The organism is Streptomyces sp. enrichment culture, assembly GCF_964273255.1.
Classification (GTDB): Bacteria; Actinomycetota; Actinomycetes; order Streptomycetales; family Streptomycetaceae; genus Streptomyces.
This window is the reverse complement of sequence record NZ_OZ186835.1, coordinates 510,043-526,431: the sequence shown is the minus strand read 5'-3', so window position 1 is coordinate 526,431 and position 16,389 is coordinate 510,043. Positions and strand designations below refer to the sequence as shown.

Annotated in this window: 14 protein-coding genes and 1 pseudogene; 3 read left to right on the top strand and 12 right to left on the bottom strand. The window is 70.0% G+C overall.

The genetic code is table 11. The features are described 5' to 3' along the window. The first annotated feature begins 91 nt into the window (after positions 1 to 91). The gene (locus tag ACSU53_RS02355) at positions 92 to 808 is read left to right on the top strand and encodes a GntR family transcriptional regulator (RefSeq protein WP_437024525.1); all 717 of its coding nucleotides are present in this window, start codon (positions 92 to 94) and stop codon (positions 806 to 808) included. Positions 809 to 868: 60 nt separating this feature from the next. Here ACSU53_RS02355 and ACSU53_RS02350 read toward each other — a convergent pair whose 3' ends face one another. From ACSU53_RS02350 to ACSU53_RS02320, 7 genes and pseudogenes are all read right to left on the bottom strand, one after another. Continuing rightward, positions 869 to 1,150: an ATP-binding cassette domain-containing protein gene (locus tag ACSU53_RS02350; protein WP_343240703.1), complete on the bottom strand. Its 282-nt coding sequence runs from the start codon at positions 1,148 to 1,150 to the stop codon at positions 869 to 871. 76 nt (positions 1,151 to 1,226) lie between these two features. After that, positions 1,227 to 1,544, bottom strand: a pseudogene (locus tag ACSU53_RS02345) (branched-chain amino acid ABC transporter permease); the annotation flags it as partial. A gap of 82 nt (positions 1,545 to 1,626) precedes the next feature. Then, the gene (locus ACSU53_RS02340; RefSeq protein WP_437024524.1) at positions 1,627 to 2,628 is read right to left on the bottom strand and encodes a proline racemase family protein; all 1,002 of its coding nucleotides are present in this window, start codon (positions 2,626 to 2,628) and stop codon (positions 1,627 to 1,629) included. Between the two features lie 2 nt (positions 2,629 to 2,630). After that, positions 2,631 to 3,527, bottom strand: a complete 897-nt coding sequence (locus tag ACSU53_RS02335; RefSeq protein ID WP_164349071.1) for a dihydrodipicolinate synthase family protein — start codon at positions 3,525 to 3,527, stop codon at positions 2,631 to 2,633. Then, a complete protein-coding gene (locus ACSU53_RS02330) occupies positions 3,524 to 4,975 on the bottom strand; it encodes an FAD-dependent oxidoreductase (RefSeq protein ID WP_437024523.1) in 1,452 nt (483 codons plus the stop codon). The genes ACSU53_RS02335 and ACSU53_RS02330 overlap by 4 nt, the downstream gene beginning before the upstream one ends. Beyond that, positions 4,968 to 5,222, bottom strand: a complete 255-nt coding sequence (locus tag ACSU53_RS02325) for a (2Fe-2S)-binding protein (protein ID WP_437024522.1) — start codon at positions 5,220 to 5,222, stop codon at positions 4,968 to 4,970. The genes ACSU53_RS02330 and ACSU53_RS02325 overlap by 8 nt, the downstream gene beginning before the upstream one ends. Next, complete coding sequence (locus tag ACSU53_RS02320; protein WP_403639686.1) at positions 5,219 to 6,385, bottom strand: NAD(P)/FAD-dependent oxidoreductase; 1,167 nt, start codon at positions 6,383 to 6,385, stop codon at positions 5,219 to 5,221. Before ACSU53_RS02320 ends, ACSU53_RS02325 begins: the two co-directional genes overlap by 4 nt. A 111-nt stretch (positions 6,386 to 6,496) precedes the next feature. Here ACSU53_RS02320 and ACSU53_RS02315 point away from each other — a divergent pair, with 111 nt between their 5' ends. Beyond that, positions 6,497 to 8,080 (top strand): aldehyde dehydrogenase (NADP(+)), encoded by a 1,584-nt coding sequence (locus tag ACSU53_RS02315; protein WP_437024521.1) that lies wholly within the window; start codon positions 6,497 to 6,499, stop codon positions 8,078 to 8,080. Between the two features lie 354 nt (positions 8,081 to 8,434). Here the strand turns inward: ACSU53_RS02315 and ACSU53_RS02310 are convergent, their stop codons facing one another. The 4 genes from ACSU53_RS02310 to ACSU53_RS02295 form a co-directional block, all read right to left on the bottom strand. Then, entirely contained in the window at positions 8,435 to 8,560 is a 126-nt protein-coding gene (locus ACSU53_RS02310) for a hypothetical protein (protein ID WP_437024520.1), read from the bottom strand. A 26-nt stretch (positions 8,561 to 8,586) separates the two neighbouring features. After that, positions 8,587 to 8,811 carry a hypothetical protein gene (locus tag ACSU53_RS02305; protein WP_437024519.1) on the bottom strand — a complete coding sequence of 75 codons (225 nt, stop codon included), beginning with the start codon at positions 8,809 to 8,811 and terminating at the stop codon, positions 8,587 to 8,589. A 31-nt stretch (positions 8,812 to 8,842) separates the two neighbouring features. Further along, positions 8,843 to 9,130 carry a hypothetical protein gene (locus ACSU53_RS02300; protein WP_437024518.1) on the bottom strand — a complete coding sequence of 96 codons (288 nt, stop codon included), beginning with the start codon at positions 9,128 to 9,130 and terminating at the stop codon, positions 8,843 to 8,845. 526 nt (positions 9,131 to 9,656) lie between these two features. Continuing rightward, positions 9,657 to 11,222: an ABC transporter substrate-binding protein gene (locus ACSU53_RS02295; protein WP_437024517.1), complete on the bottom strand. Its 1,566-nt coding sequence runs from the start codon at positions 11,220 to 11,222 to the stop codon at positions 9,657 to 9,659. 446 nt (positions 11,223 to 11,668) lie between these two features. On the opposite strand from ACSU53_RS02295, the gene ACSU53_RS02290 reads away from it, so the two are divergent. Further along, on the top strand, positions 11,669 to 14,266 hold the full coding sequence (locus ACSU53_RS02290; protein ID WP_437024516.1) for a collagenase: 2,598 nt from the start codon (positions 11,669 to 11,671) through the stop codon (positions 14,264 to 14,266). Between the two features lie 977 nt (positions 14,267 to 15,243). Here the strand turns inward: ACSU53_RS02290 and ACSU53_RS02285 are convergent. Continuing rightward, positions 15,244 to 16,236, bottom strand: coding sequence for a LysR substrate-binding domain-containing protein (locus tag ACSU53_RS02285; protein WP_164333356.1), 993 nt, complete (start codon positions 16,234 to 16,236; stop codon positions 15,244 to 15,246). Positions 16,237 to 16,389: the final 153 nt, after the last annotated feature.

The window sequence follows — 16,389 nt, the reverse complement described above, 5'->3', positions numbered from 1 at the left end:
GGAGCCCAGGGCCCCACCGGTCGCACGGACGGGGCGCGTGGAGAGCAACGTGACATTGTATAGTGGGGCAACAAATCCACGGAGGGAACCCATGAGCGAGCTGAAGCCCCGCACACTCATCTCGGTGCACAAGCACCTGCGTGACCAGGTCGCCAACGCCCTCCGCGCGGCACTGATCGCGGGCGACCTGAAGCCCGGGATCATCTACTCGGCACCCACCCTCGCCGCCGAGTACGGCGTCTCCGCGACGCCCGTACGCGAGGCCATGCTGGACCTGGCGCGCGAAGGTCTGGTCGAGGCCGTACGCAACAAGGGCTTCCGCGTCACCGAACTGTCCGAGCGCGACCTGGACGAGTACACCGAGATCCGTTCCCTCATCGAGATCCCGACCGTCGGCAGGGTCACCCGGTCGGCCTCGCGGGAAGATCTCGAGGCCCTGCGCCCCGTGGCCGAAGAGATCGTGGCCGCCGCACGCGCCGGCGACCTCATCGGCTACTTGGAGTCGGACCGCCGCTTCCACCTCGGCCTACTCGGCCTCGCCGGCAACTCCCGCCTCGTCGAGACCGTGGCCGACCTGCGTAAACGCTCCCGGCTCTACGGCCTGACCGAACTCGCGGAAGCCGGGGCGCTGGTGGCCTCCGCGCAGGAACACACCGCACTGCTCGACCTCATGCTGGCCGGGGACTCCGCGGCGGCCGAGAAGCACATGCGTCATCACCTTGCGCACGTCCGGACCCTGTGGGCGGCGCGGAACCAGGAGAAGGCAGGGGAGCGCACCTCCTCGGTGCGGAAGCTGGGCACCCGCTGATCCCATCGCCACCGGCCGGCCACGGCTGACGGGGGACGGAGTGATCGGTCGGAGCATCCGTCAGGCCCTCGACCGCCCGACGCACGACACGTCCTTCTCCTTTCCCCGCTCGACGATCGACCAGGGCGTCGCCCTCGTGATGTCCTCCCCGAACGCCGAGACGGTGCCGGCCCGGGGCCTCACGAGGCCGGAGATCGCCGAGACGGTCGTGGACTTCCCCGCGCCGTTGTTGCCCAGGAGGGCGACGATCTCGTTCTCGCGGACGGTGAGGTCGAGCCCCCTGAGGGCTTCCACCTTGCCGTAGGCGACTTCCAGTCCCTTGATGTCGAGGACGGTGTTCACTGTCGCACCTCCGTCGTGTCGCCCGGACCAGAGTGTCAAGAGCGATCATGAGTACGACCGCGATCGCCGTCATCGCGAGCTGCGCCTGGGTGATCTGCGCGCCGGCGATGTTCAGCGTGCCGCCCCGGACCTCGATCTGGTACACCTCCGGGGTCGGGCCGAACGCGACCGCGATGCCGTACTCGAGCGCGAAACTCGCGCCGACGGCGGTGATGAGAACGGACAGTCTCGACGCGCTCCGCAACGGCCGGTAGGCCACCCGTTCCATCACCATGCCGAGGGTACCGGTCGCGATCATCGCGACGATCATGATGGCGACGAGCGCGACGAGTCCGCCGCCGAGTGCACCGGCACTGACACTGAGCATGGCGAAGCCGGCGAACGCCCCGAGCATGTACAGATCGCCGTGGGCGAAGTTGAGCAGCTGTGTGACGTCTGGCCTTCTCGTATGCCGCGTGGGCGGCATACGAGAACGCTCAGAGGCTGAAGCCCGCCGGGTAGGGGTCCGACGGGTCGAGCAGGTACTGCGCGGTGCCGGTGATCCAGGCGCGGCCGGTGACGGACGGCAGGACGCCCGGGCGGTCCCCGACCGTCGTCCCACCGAGGATGCGGCCGGTGAACCGGGAGCCGATGAACGACTCGTTGACGAAGTCCCGGCCGACCGGCAACTGGCCACGGGCGTGCAACTGTGCCATCCGGGCACTGGTGCCCGTGCCGCAGGGCGACCTGTCGAACCAGCCCGGATGGATCGCCATGGCGTGCCGTGAGTGCTCCGCCGTCGATCCGGGCGCCTCGAGATAGACGTGGTGGCACACGTCGATCTCCGGGTTCTCGGGGTGGGAGACCGGGTTCTGCTTGTTGATCGCGTCCATGACGGCCAGTCCGGCGTCGAGCAGCCGCTGCTTCTCCGCCCGGTCGAAGGGGATACCGAGATCCTCGGTCCGCACGAACGCGTAGAAGTTGCCGCCGTAGGCGATGTCGTAGCGCACCGCCCCGTATCCCGGGACGTCGACGACCTGGTCAAGTGCGTGGCAGTACGATGCCACGTTCTCCAGGGTCACCGATTCGGCGTGGCCGTCGCGCACCCGCACCCGGGCCGTGACCAGTCCCGCCGGTGTGTCGAGCCGGACCAGCGTCTCCGGCTCGGTCACCTCGACCATGCCGGTCTCCACGAGGACCGTCGCGACGCCGATCGTGCCGTGCCCGCACATGGGCAGGCAGCCGGAGACCTCGATGAAGAGCACGCCGTAGTCGGCGTCCGGCCGGGTCGACGGCTGGAGGATGGCGCCGGACATCGACGCGTGCCCGCGCGGCTCACATATGAGCAGGGTGCGCAGGTCGTCGCGTTCCGCGACGAACCGCTGCCGCTTCTCGAACATCGTCCCCCCGGGGAGGACACCGACACCACCCGTGATCACCCGGGTGGGCATCCCCTCGGTATGGGAGTCGACGGCGTGGTAGCAGACGGTCGAGCGCATCGTCAGTTCACCCCGGCGTCGATGAGGGCCTGGGTGGCGGCGCGCACGACGGCTTCGGTCTCCGGGGCCAGAGCCTGCCGCGGCGGGCGGCAGGCGCCGCCCCGCCGGCCGATCATGTCCTGGCCGAGCTTGATGGCCTGCACGAACTCCGTCTTGCTGTCCCAGCGCAGCACCGAGTGCAGCCGACGGTAGAGCGGCAGGGCCGTGTCCAGATCGCCGCCGACGGACGCCTCGTACAGCGCAAGACAGGCATAAGGGAAGACCTGCGGATAACCGGCGACCCAGCCCTTGGCGCCGGCCATGCCGACCTCCAGCACGGTGTCGTCCGTACCGATCATGAGGTCGAGACCGGGCGCCAGCTCGGCGATCTCGTAACAGCGCCGGACATCGCCGGAGAACTCCTTGACACCGACGATGAACCCCTCGGCGTGCAGCTTGGCCAGCAGGTCGGGGCGCAGGTCCACCTTGGTGTCGATGGGGTTGTTGTACGCCGTGACGGGCAGCCCCACCGAGGCCACCAGCTCGAAGTGCTCCAGGACCGCGCGGTCGTCGGCGCGGTAGGCGTTGGGCGGCAGGCACATGACGGCCTGGCAGCCGGCGTCCTTGGCGAACTGGGCGTGCCGCCTGGCCTCGGCACCGCCGTAGGCCCCGACACCGGGCATGACGGTGAACCCGTCGGGGGCGTTCGCCACGGCCGTCTCGACGACACGGTCGCGCTCCTCGTAGGTCAGTGTCTGGTACTCGCCCAGCGACCCGTTCGGCGCGACACCGTGCAATCCCTGCTCGGCGAGCCAGGCGACGTTCTCACCGTAGGCGTCGAAGTCGACGGTGAGGTCGTCGTGGAACTGCAGGCTGGTCGCGACGATGACGCCGTGCCAGGGCATGCGGGTCTCTGTCATGCGTGCTCCTTCGGAAGTTGTCGGTGTTCTTCTTCATCGATGTCGGCAAGCGCCCCGAGACTGATGGGCGTTGCGACAAGCCGCTCTGCGGGCGTGTAGGCCCGCTCCTGGGCCGTGAGGCAGTGCACGGCAGGGCCGCACATCCGCCCCTGGCACCAGCCCATCCCGGCGCGGGTCAGTTGCTTGACCTGCCGGTGGTCGTGGGCCCCGCCCCCGGCGCAGGCGCTGCGGACCGCGCCCGCGGTGACCTCCTCGCAGCGGCACACCACGGTGTCGTCGCTCAGCCACCACGGCCAGGCCGGAGGGAGCGGATGGGCCAGGGCCATCGCCCGGGCGAAGCCGCGCTGCCGGGCCACCGCGGAACGCACCGCGGACAGCCGCCTGCGCTCCAGCACGGAAGCGGAGCCGGAGTCGGCGAGGACCGATTCCGCGGCCAGACGGCCCTCGCCCACCGCGAGTACCGCCCCGCCCACTCCGCAGGTCTCCCCCGCGGCGTACAGACCGGGGACGGTGGTGCGCTGTCCGCCGTCGACGGCGACGACCGCGTTGCCGTCCGGAGCGTCCGTGAGGGCGCAGCCGAGGGGAACGAGCAGGTCGAGCTGGGGTGCGAATCCCCAGCCGACACCGACGGCGTCGACCTCGACCTGTCGTCGGGTGCCGGGCCGGGGGCTGCCGTCCGGCCTCAGCGAGGCGATCCGGACCGCTGTGACGCGGTCGCCTCCTTCGGCGCGGATGATCGCCGTGCGCGGGTGGACCCGGATGCCGTGGCGAGCGAGCGTGGCGCCGTACCGTGCCCCTTCCGTCCACTTGGCGGGGTTGCGCAGCAGTGGCCCGGGGTGGCGCAGCCACGCCAGCGGGTGAGCGGCCTCGCAGACCGCGACGACGTCGACTCCGCGCGCCGCGAGGCCGGCGGCCACCGGCAGCAGGAACGGGCCGGTGCCGCCCAGCGCCACCCGGCTCCCGGCCGTGACCCCGCCGCCCTTGAGCAGCGCCTGGAGGCCGCCGATGGTGAGCACACCGGGCAGGTCCCAGCCCGGGAAGGGCAGTTGCCGGTCGTAGGCCCCGGTCGCCACGAGCAGTCTCGGCGCACGCAGGGCTCCGGCGGTCTCCCGCGGCGCGTCCCGGCGGTCGACCACGTGGACGGCGAATCCGTCATCCTCGCGGACGGCGGACCAGGCATGATGCGCCAGGCGCAGATCCAGCCGGCCTTTTTGGGAGTACGCCGACAACGCCTGGCTCAGGGCGCGGTAGTCGCGCAGTCCGTGGTGCAGGTCGTCGGTGGGGATCGCCGCCAGCGCATGCTCCGGCGGGTGCCGCCAGTACTGACCGCCGACGGCGGTGCCCGAGTCAACCAGTACCACGCGCAGCCCACCCGCCAGAGCCGTGACCGTCGCGGCCATACCGGCCGGGCCCGCGCCCACGACAATGAGGTCGGTCGATTCACTCATCGTCATCCTCCTCGGTCGTGACGGTCATACCCGGGCGCGCCGGTACCAGGCAGGCACGCTGCCCGCCGGCGCCGTCGATCGTCACCAGGCAGTCGAAGCAGACGCCGATCCCGCAGAAGACTCCGCGAGGACGGCGCCCGACGCGGCTGGTGCGCCAGGACAGCCGACCCGCGGCGACGAGCGCCGCTGCGACGGTCTGTCCCTCGACGAACGACAGTGGCTCGCCGTCGATGATGAGCTCACTCACTCCGGTGCACCTCCAGAGGTGAGGAATCGGTTCGGCAGAAGTCCGGTGTGCGCGGTCGGATCGGCGCCGCGCCAGGTACGGCCGAGCAGGTGGGCCGTCACCAGCGCACCGGTGGCGGGCGCGAGACCGATCCCCGCGCCCTCGTGGCCGCATGCGTGGATGACGCCGGGGGCCCGCGGGTCGGGGCCGACGACCGGCAGGTGGTCCGGGCAGTACGGGCGGAAGCCGCGGTAGCTGCGGATCAGATGGGTCTCGCGCAGGAAGGGGAACAACCGGCAGGCCTGCGAGGCGAGCCGGGTGATCACGGCGGTGTTCATCGTGGTGTCGAAGCCGACGCGCTCCCGACTGGCGCCGATCAGGATCGTGCCGCCGCGCGTGCCCTCCACGACGCACGAGGTCTCCAGTCCGGCGTCGGACGACGCCACGTTGGCGACGTAGTCGGCCGAGTAGACCTTGTGCCGGACCATCGGCGGCAGCGGTTCGGTCACCAGGACGAAACCCCGGCGGGGAAGTACCTCGACGTGCGCGCCGAGCCTCCGGCCGACCTCACCGCCCCAGGTCCCGGCCGCGTTCACGACGGCATCGGCGGGCAGGACGTCACCGGCCGCCGTCCGTACACCGGTCACCCTGCCCTCCCGGCCGGTCACCGCGCCGGTGACCTCACCCGGGTGGAAGCGCGCGCCGCGTTCCACGGCGGCACGCAGCAGGGCGGCCGCCGCGAGCACGGGCTGCACCTGCGCGTCCTGCGGATAGCGGATGCCGCCGGGGAGTCCGGGGGCCAGGTGGGGTTCGACGTCCCGCACCTCACCGACCGGCTCGACGCGGACACCGGCCGCCTCCTGTCGCGCGGCGAACCCGCCGAGCGCCGCGAGGCCTTCGGCCGTGCTCGCGACGACCAGTCCGCCCTTGTGCTCGAGTTCGAAGGAGTCCGGCCCGAGCTCCTCGCCGGCCTCGTCCCACAGGGCACGGCTCAGGCGAGCGAGTTCGAGTTCGGGACCCGGCTCCTTGTCGGAGAGGAGGATGTTGCCCTCTCCGCGACTCGTCGTCCCCGAGCCGACGGCTCCGCGGTCGACGACCGTGACGTCCAGCCCCGCCGACGTGGCGTGGAAGGCGCACGCCGCGCCGACCACGCCCGCACCCACGACGACGACTTTCAGGGTCATCGACCCTCCCCCTGTGCAATGTCACATTCCATTGCCTAGGCTATACAGCCGACCGATGTGAAGACAACGCCAACGGCAGTACGACTTTTCTGCAACAGGAGACGGAGAGCAGTGCACCTGACTGGAACCTCGATCGTGGCCGGCCGTGACATCCCCGGAACCGGCGCCCCCTGGCGTGCCGTCCAGGCGGCGACGTCCGAGCCCTTGGGCCCACCGTTGCGTGACGCGTCACCCGACCAGGTCGCGCAGGCGGCCCGTCTGGCCGCCTCTTCCGCCCGCGAATACCGCGCCTTGCCCGGGCACCGCCGGGCCGCCTTCCTCGACGCCTGCGCGGAGGAGATCGAGGCACTCGGCGACAGGCTCCTGGACCTCGCGGCGAGTGAGTCCGGACTGCCGCGGGACCGTCTGACCGGTGAACGCGGACGCACCTGCGGACAACTGCGCATGTTCGCCGATCTGGTCCGCAGCGGTGACGCGCTCGGTGTGCGCGTGGACCCCGCGCTGCCGGGGCGTCTGCCGCTCGCCCGAGCGGACCTGCGTCTGCGCAGGATGCCCGTCGGCCCTGTCGCCGTGTTCGGCGCGGGCAACTTCCCGCTGGCCTTCTCCGTCGCCGGCGGAGACACCGCGTCCGCACTGGCCGCGGGCTGTCCCGTCATAGCCAAGGCGCACCCGGCGCACCCGGGCACCTGCGAACTCGTCGCCCGCGCCGTCGTCTCCGCCGCCCGGCGCACCGGCATGCCTGCCGGCGTCTTCTCGTTGCTGGTCGGCCGCGGTACGGAAGTCGGTCAGACACTCGTGCGCGACCCACGGATCACGGCCGTCGGATTCACCGGGTCCCGGACCGGTGGCCTGGCCCTGGTCAGGGCCGCGCACACCCGGCCGGTGCCCATTCCCGTTCATGCCGAGATGTCGGCGGTCAACCCGGTGATCGTCCTCGACGGAGCCCTGGCCGCCCCCGCCGCACTCGCCGCCGCGTATGTGACGTCGCTGACCAACGGCTCAGGCCAGTTCTGCACGAATCCCGGCCTGGTGCTGCTGCCGACGGGCGCGGCAGGTGACGCCTTCCGCTCGGCAGTGGCCCGGGAGGTGGCCGACACGACAGGACGGGTCATGCTCACTCCGGGCATCACGGAGGCGTACATCGAGGGGTCGAGACGGTGGGCGGCCGTCGACGGCGTCTCGTTGCTGGCCCAGGGAAAGCCCGGGGAGAGCCCGTATGCACCGGCCCCGGTCGTGCTCGAGTGCGATGCCGCGACCTATGCCTCCCATGAGGACCTCTCCGGTGAGGTCTTCGGGGCCGCAGGACTCATCGTGCGATGGTCTGGTGTCGAAGAACTCCTCGGCCTGCTGGAGAACATGGAGGGGCAGTTGACGGCAACCCTCCACGGCACCGACGCCGACCTGACGACGGCTGCCCGCCTCCTGCCCATTCTGGAGGAGCTCGCCGGACGCATCCTGTGGGGCGGCTGGCCGACAGGGGTCGAGGTCGGCCACGCCATGGTGCACGGCGGACCGTGGCCCGCGACGAGCTCGCCCGGTACGACGAGCGTCGGAACCCTGGCGATCGAACGCTGGCTCCGCCCCGTCTGCTACCAGTCGTTCCCCGACGCCCTTCTCCCCGAGGAACTGCGCGCCGACAACCCGCTGGGGATCCCCCGGCTCGTCGACGGCACGCCCGAACCGCGGCCGAGGTAGCCCTGCCGGCCGCACAAGAGGGCTCCGCCGAACGGATGACGGGACGCCCCTCGCGTGCTTCCGCTCGACCGGGCCCGGTGCGGGGCCCGGCTGAGCGAGGCTACGGGGTGATGCCTGGCAGGATCACCTGGTACTGCCGTTTGCCTCGGATATGTGCCCAGCCGAAGGCGGACGAGTCATGTTCCGTTTCTTTGGTCCGAGGATCCGCACCCAGCACGGCCGCAGGAAGGTGGGCGAGCGGGACCGCGGTGCAGTGGCGGCTGGTCGAGGCAGCCCTCCGCCCCACCGGTCACGCAGTCGGCTTGACACGATCATTGAGATTCCTTACTGGTGGGCGGTTGCGCGTGGGGGTGTTCAGTGCTGCCCGGCCGCGGCCGGGACATCGGGCGGCGGGGACTGCTCGCTGCCCGAGGGGTGGGCGGCGTGCCGGGCGCCGACGCGGATGCGGGGGACGGCCAGGGTGAGCAACAGGCCGGCCACTGCTGCGCCGATGGTGACCAGTCAGGTCATGCGGAACCCGCTCTCGGTGGGGATGATCCGCGCCGGGCGCCCGGTTCCTTGGTCATGCCGCCAGGATGCCCACCGTGACCACCGCTGGCGGTGGAGGTGCCGATGGAGCGTACGAGCGCGTCGACCCCGTCGGCGGGCGCGGTCTCGGTGACCGGCACGGAGTCCATGACCAGGGCGGGCATGGCGGCCTGGGCGGTGCCGGCGCCGGCACTGATGATCACCGAGGCGACGACGATCGCCAGACCTGGGACATCAGCGGCATTCCCGGCGCCGTCGCCGGCGCCGATGACCGACGCCCGCCGGCAGCGAGGTGCGGGCGCCGTACCGGGCGGAGACGGGGGCGAGAGCCATCATGACCAGGCCGCCCGGGGATAGCGCGAGGCCTGCGGCGAGGACGGACTGCCCAGGCCGTAGCCGGTCGCCTCCGGCGACTGACAGCGACATGGCGTACATCGCGAAGCCGACCATGATGGATGCCAGGTTGGTGCCAAGCAGCGGGCGGCGCACGGTGACCCTTGGGCCGACCAGCGGCTCGGACACGCGTGTCTCGTACCATCCCCATGCGGTCAGGACCACGACTCCGGCCGCGAACAGACCCGGGGTCGTCCCGCTGGTCCAGCTCCGGTCGCCGTCCTTCGTGACGGGCAGCAGCACGAGCCGGGCCGGGGGAGAGGCTGGGCGACTCGGACAACAGCATGGTGACCAGCAGCAGGCAGACGGGTGCCGAGAGCGGCCGGGAGCCGGATCAGCACACGCCAGTTCGCGTTCGGGACCATGGCGGCCGGGACCGGCAGGCCGGTCCCGGCCGCCGCCCCCGAGGGTGGCGCTGACAAGCGGCACGGTCCCGCCGGCCTTGGCGGCCGGCAGTTCGTCGCGCTGGACGCTGATGCCGACCGGTACGCCGCCGGTGGCCAGGCCCTGCAGCGTCGGCCGACGATGACCGGGACCAGGCGGTCGGAGACCGCGCAGACGACGGAGCCCGCGACGAGGGGGAGCAGCGACACGATCAGGACGCGGCGCTTGCCGAACATGTCGCCCGGCGCGCCTGCGATCCAGGTCCGGGCTGTCAGACCCAGGTCAGTCGCCACAGGCGCAGAAGCCCCGTGCCATCCACCGCGTACTGGCCGCCGCCCACATCCTCCGCGGACACCACGAAGTCCTTGGCCTGCCACAGCGGGACGACGGGCACATCGCGGGCGACGGTCCTTTGAAGGGCTTCGAGGTCGGCTTCGGCGTCGCCCCGGTCGGCGAAGCGCTGACTGCTCGTGATCAGCCGGTCGACGGCCTTGCTGCCGTACCCCGTTGCCATGGTGCCGTCCGTGCCGACGAGAGGACCGCCGAAGGTGTCGGGATCGGGATAGTCGGCGACCCAGCCGACGGCATAGGCGTCGAGTTTTCCCCCGGCCCAGCTCTTCTGGAATTCGTGCCACTCGTATCCTTTGAGGGTCACCTTGAACAGCCCGTCGGCCTCGAGTTGCCTTTTCACCTCAGCGGCCTCCTCGTGGGCTGCGCCGCGTCCCGCTGCGTAGCCGTAGGTGAAAGCCAGGGGGATTTCTTCACCGGCCTCGACGAGTAGTCGGCGCGCCCTTTCGGTGTCCTTGTGAGGGTAATTGTCGAAGAAGGAGGTGGTGTGGCCCGTGATGCTCGTCGGGATGAGGGAGTAGAGCGGGTCCACGGTTCCGTCGTAGACGTCGTAGGAAATCCGGCCCCTGTCAATCAGCCAGGCCGCCGCCTGACGTGCGCGTCTGTCGTGGAACGGCTTGCCGCGGCGGGTGTTGAGATACAGGTTTCGAGTCTCCGCGCTCTGTGCTTCCGTCACGCGTAGCCCTGGATCGCTCGGGTTCAGATCGGCGAGCATTTCGGGGGGGAGCTGTCTGAGGGCGACGTCGATGTGGTGGGACTTCCAGGCACGGGCGAGTGAGTCGGGGGTGTCGTAGAAGCGGAGTTCGATCGGCTGGCCGGTCTTCTCGGCGGCACCCTTGTACCGAGGGTTGGGCGAGAGGGAGAGCTTCTCGCCCTTCGTGTGGGAGACGAGACCGTACGGTCCGGTCCCGTCGATCCGGCCGTCCGAGCGCAGGGAGTCAGCCGGGTACGTGGTCGAGTCGACGATCGAGCCCGCCCCGGTCGTCAGCTTGAAGGGGAACGTGGCGTCCGGTGCGGTCAGTCGGAAAGTGACGGTCCGGTCGCGGGCGTCCATTGTCTCGATGGTGTCCAGAAGGGATGACGGTCCCACGTCGGAATCTATTTTCTTGACGCGTTCGAAAGAAAACGTGACGTCAGTTGCGGTCATTCTGCGTCCACTGGGGAAGGTGATGTCATCCCGCAGCCGGCATCGGTAGGTGCGCAGGCCGGAGTCGGTGAAGGAGCAGCTTTCGGCAGCGTCCGGAACGGGCTTGGTCGCTCCGGGGTCAAGGGTCAGCAGCGTCTGGAAGACATTGCTGTAGAGAGCCGTCGAGCCGGAGTCGTAACCGCCGGCCGGGTCCAGTGACGTCGGAGGTTCCGTCGTCCCGACTCTGATGGTGGTGCCCTCCTGGCCGCCCGGCGGGTACAGCAGAAAACCGGCTGCCAGTGTCGCGGCGATCACCGTGGGTGTGACGACGGATGCGCGGATGTGCGCGCGAATAGGCCTCATGAGGCTCGTCCTCGCAAGTTCAAGACGAACAGGAAATCTCGATCCCCTGGGGGAGAGAGTGTCGGCCAAGTATGCGCAGGCATCGCGTCCTTCGGGGCCCGACGGTACTTCCGGCACGATGTCTTATGACTGACGCGGCGAAACTGTTATGCCCCGTTCGGCGAGAGGGCCGACAGGGCTCGGCACCCCCTTTCAGCAGCCATTCCGCCTCGTCTCCGGTGGTGCCGCGGACCCGCGTGCACCGGTCCCGCCCACGGTCTTACTCCTCGACACCATTCCCTGTGGCATGTCACCTGTGCCATGTTCCGTGGTGCAGGGCGTGGTCATGCCAAGCCGAGAGGCCGTCCGTCTGCCCCCACGGCGGCAGCGCGGCACTCCGCTCCCCGCGCCCTCTCCCCCTTCAGTCGGCCGTGCTCCGCACAGCCGGATCCCTCATGGGAGGCGCAGTGAGAAAGTCACTGGTACGGCGAGGTCTGGGGGCGGCGCTGCCGCTGGCCCTGACCGTCGCCATGAGCATGGGCCTGCTGTCGCAGCCGGCCGGCGCAGCCGGGAACACCGGCTCCGTCGCGCACGTCGCGGCGGACGACCCGGAGGACGCAGGACCCCCACCCGTAGCGCAGTCCCCCACCGCCGAGACGGAGCACGTCGCGCACGGACGCACGAAGGTGTCCGAGCTTCCGCCCCTGGCCGCGAGCAAGGACCCGCTCAAGGAGGTGTACGGCAAGACCGCGAAGGCGCCGGTCCGTCCCTCGAAGTCGATGGAGAAGGCGGTTGCCGGCAAGACCGGCAAGTCCCGTGCGCTTGCCGCCGCGTGCAACGTCTCCGACTTCACCAGCCGAAGCGGCGGCGCGCTGGTCCAGCAGATCAAGGCGTCTACAACCGACTGCGTCAACACCCTGTTCAACCTGACCGGGTCGGACGCCTACTACGCCTTCCGCGAGTCGCAGATGACCTCGGTCGCCTACGCCCTGCGCGACGGCTCGACGTCCTACCCGGGTAATGCCTCCACCGGTATGCCGCAACTCGTGCTCTACCTGCGCGCCGGCTACTACGTCCACTACTACAACGCAAGCACGGTGGGCTCCTACGGCAGCAGCCTGCAGACCGCGATACGCGCCGGGCTCGACGCCTTCTTCGCCAGCCCGCGCTCACGCGACGTCAACGACGCCAACGGCGAGACGCTCGCCGAGGCGGTCACGCTCATCGACAGTGCCGAGGAGAACGCCCGCTACATCCACGTCGTCAAGCGCCTGCTGGCGGATTACGACTCCACCTGGAACTCCTCCTGGTGGATGCTCAACGCGGTCAACAACGTGTACACCGTGACCTTCCGCGGCCATCAGGTGCCCGCGTTCGTGAGTGCCGTGCAGTCGGACCCCGGTCTGATCGACGCGCTCTACAACTTCGCGAGCGGCCACCTCGCGCTGCTGGGAACGGACCAGTCCTACCTCACGTCGAACGCGGGACGCGAACTCGGCAGGTTCCTGCAGCACTCCCCACTGCGCTCCAAGGTCCGCCCCCTGGCCGCGGGCCTGCTCAACTCCAGCTCCATCAAGGGCCGAACGGCCCCGCTGTGGGTCGGTGTGGCCGAGATGACCGACTACTACGACAAGGCCAACTGCTCCTACTACGGCACCTGCGACCTCCAGGCCCAACTGGCCCGCTCCGTCCTGACGGTGACCTACCCCTGCAGCTCCAGCATCACCATCAAGGCGCAGCAGATGACCTCGGGCGAGCTGTCCTCCAGCTGCAGCAGCCTGCGCAACCAGGACGCCTACTTCCACAACGTGGCCCGTGACAACGGCCCCGTCGCGAACGACAGCAACAGCACCATCGAGGTCGTGGTCTTCGACTCCAGCACCGACTACCAGACCTACGCCGGCGCCATGTACGGGATCGACACCAACAACGGCGGCATGTACCTGGAAGGGAACCCGTCGGCGGCCGGCAACCAGCCGCGATTCATCGCCTACGAGGCCGAGTGGCTGCGGCCCGACTTCCAGATCTGGAACCTCAACCACGAGTACACGCACTACCTCGACGGTCGCTTCAACATGTACGGCGACTTCAACGCCAACATCACCACCCCGACCATCTGGTGGATCGAAGGCTTCGCCGAGTACGTCTCCTACTCCTACCGCGGTCTCCCCTATACGGAGGCGACGACCGAAGCAGGCCGTCGCACGTACGCGCTGAGCACCTTGTTCGACACCACGTACAGCCACGACACCACGCGCATCTACCGCTGGGGCTACCTCGCCGTGCGGTACATGCTCGAGAACCACCGCGCCGACATGGACACCGTCCTCGGCTACTACCGCGCGGGAAACTGGAACGCCGCACGTTCCTACCTGACCGGCACCATCGGCACCCGCTACGACACCGACTGGTACACCTGGCTGGCGGCCTGCGCGGCCGGCAACTGCGGAGGCGGGGGCACCAACCCGCCCGGCAACCAGGCGCCCACCGCCGCGTTCACCACCGCCGTCCAGGGCCTGGACGTCACCTTCACCGACCAGTCCACGGACGCCGACGGCACCATCGCCTCCCGGTCCTGGAGCTTCGGTGACGGCACCACCTCCACGGCCACCAACCCCGTCAAGAGGTACGGGTCGGCCGGGTCCTACACGGTGAAGCTGACCGTCACCGACGACAAGGGAGCCACCTCCACCGCAACGAGGACGGTCACCGTAGCCAGCGGCGGAGGCGGCGGCACCGAGTGCACCGGAACCGACACCCGGGAACTGGGCCAGAACTGCCAACGCGGCAACCAGTCCGCCACCACCGGTAACTACGCCTACCTGTACCTCTACGTCCCGGCCGGCACCACCCAGCTGAAGATCACCACCTCCGGCGGGACGGGCGACGCGGACCTCTACTACAGCACCAGCGGCTGGCCCGGCACCACGAGCTACACGCAGCGTGCGACGGGATCCGGCAACAACCACACCCTGACCATCAACAACCCGCCGGCCGGAGCCAACTACATCAGCCTGCACGCCGTGAGCAGCTTCAGCGGCGTCACCGTGAGTTCCGCCTACTGACCCACGCTTCCCGCACCAAGGTACGACCCCCACGACGGCCCGGGGCGGCTCTCCCCGCCCCGGGCTGCGTCCGGGGCGACGGCAGAAGGGGAGACCTCCGTCGCCCCGGACCGCGAACACACCGCCCGCCCCCACACGGGCATCCGACCTCCCAGGCGGCAGAGCGTGAAGGCATCACCCGCACGCAGGCGCCGCCGAGCCATGAGGTCCCTCATCGCGTCCGTCGGCCTCACCTGCGCACTCGCCACACCCGCCGTCGGCAGCGGTGAGAGGACACGCCGCGGCTCGGCGCCTCGCAACAGCGCTGCGTGAGCGCCTGGGTTCCCGCTTCGCAGGAGCCTGGATCGACCAGAAGCACGGCGGCAGGCTGACCGTGGCCGTCACCCGGTCGACGGCCACCGCCCCCGTCGAGGTCCGGCCCGCTCAGGCTCGGGCCCCCGACGACGACCACCGTCGTCGTCGACCGCAGCCTGCGGCAACTCGACAGCATGCCCGCAGAGTTGGCCCACCCTATGGCCGCGGGGAACAAGGGCGCTGCCCACGGTCTGCAGTTGGCTGTGGTGGTGCAGGACAACAAGGGTCGTCCGGACCTGCCACGGGGCTACCCTCACCTTCGCCCAGCACACAGTGGTGGAGTGGGGCGAGGCGGACTCTCGGGGAGGGCCGCGAGGTCAGCACCTACGCGCACGCCTCCGAACCCTCTTCGGCTGCGGCAGCCAGTACTCGTGCGCCCCCCTTCACGCTCGGGCTTGACCACCATCGACGACCCCGGCCTTCTGGCAGCCGCGAGGATGGGTCTACCCGTCGACCGGCATCACCAGCTGAGGCTACGAGGACGGCGGCCGGTACGTGTGAGAGCAGGACTCCCCGACCGGCTACACCTGCGGGCAGATCACCGTGGTCGGAGTCCTTCCCGTACTCTGCTCGGGGGCGTGGCACGCCGTGCATGCCGCAGTGCAGCGGAACACGTCGGCTGATCAGACCGTACCGGGGAGTGCCTTTCCGGCTCCGCTCGCGGGACGGGCGGGTGCGTAGGCGCGTGTCACCCACTTCTGGAAGTGCGGAGCCTGCGACAGCAGCTGCCAGTGGGTGCGTACGGCATGGTGGTGCACCACCTCGACGACCGGCGCCTCGACCGAGTCCCGCCGCCAGACGAGCAGATGCCGCTGCCACAATGGATCCCCCACGAGGGGTTTGACCAGCACTCCGCCCACCGGGCGCATGGTGGGCTGGACGGCGGCCACCCCCAGCCCCTTGGCTATCATCGACTGCAGTTGGTCGAGCATGTGGAACTCGTGTGTGACGGCGGGCCTGAATCCTGCGGCCCCGCACGCGTCGTAGAAGGCGCCGGGCCAGCCCACCCCGTCGTCCGCGGAGACGAACCACGCGTCCTCCGACAGGTCGGCCAAGGACACCTCCAGCCGTTGCGCCAGTGGGTGGTCTGCGGGCGTGGCCACGAACACCGGGACGGTCCTGATCGCCCGGTGATCCAGCTTCGGTGAGTGACGAAGAGGGAGTCCAGGGTAGTCGCACCCCAGGGCGACGTCGAGTTCGCCGGCCTCAAGGAGGCCGAGGAGTTCTCCGGTGGCGTACACACTGCTGACGGAGACGGTCAGATCGGGGCAGGCGTCGCGGAGGACGTCGAGCAAGGTGGGCACCACCGGTGTGTTGATGGCACCGAGGCGAAGCCGACGTGTCGTCCCGGACGAGCGGGGCGGCCGCAGACGCGCGAGATCGTCGGAGAGCGCCAGGATCTCCCGGGCCCGGCCGACGACCTGGGCGCCGTAGGCGGTGAGTTCCACGCCCGTGCTGCTTCGCAGGAAGACACCCGCGCCGAGCAGCCCCTCGATGCGGCGCAGTTGGGTACTCATCGCCGGCTGGGTGTACCCGAGCGCCGCGGCGGCCCGGCCGACACCCCCCGCGTCGGCTATGGCGCACAGCACACGCAAGTGGCGCAGCTCAAGTTCCACGCAGGCACCTCGCTCCGGGCGAACAGAGGTCCATTATGCGCCACGAAGAAGTGGGTGGGAAATCCGAGACGGTCCGACGCCTTCGGTCGACCAGCAGGCCGAGGGTCCGAGGGTTATGGGTGAGCCGGAGTCTCTGGTATGGCCTGGCCGGTT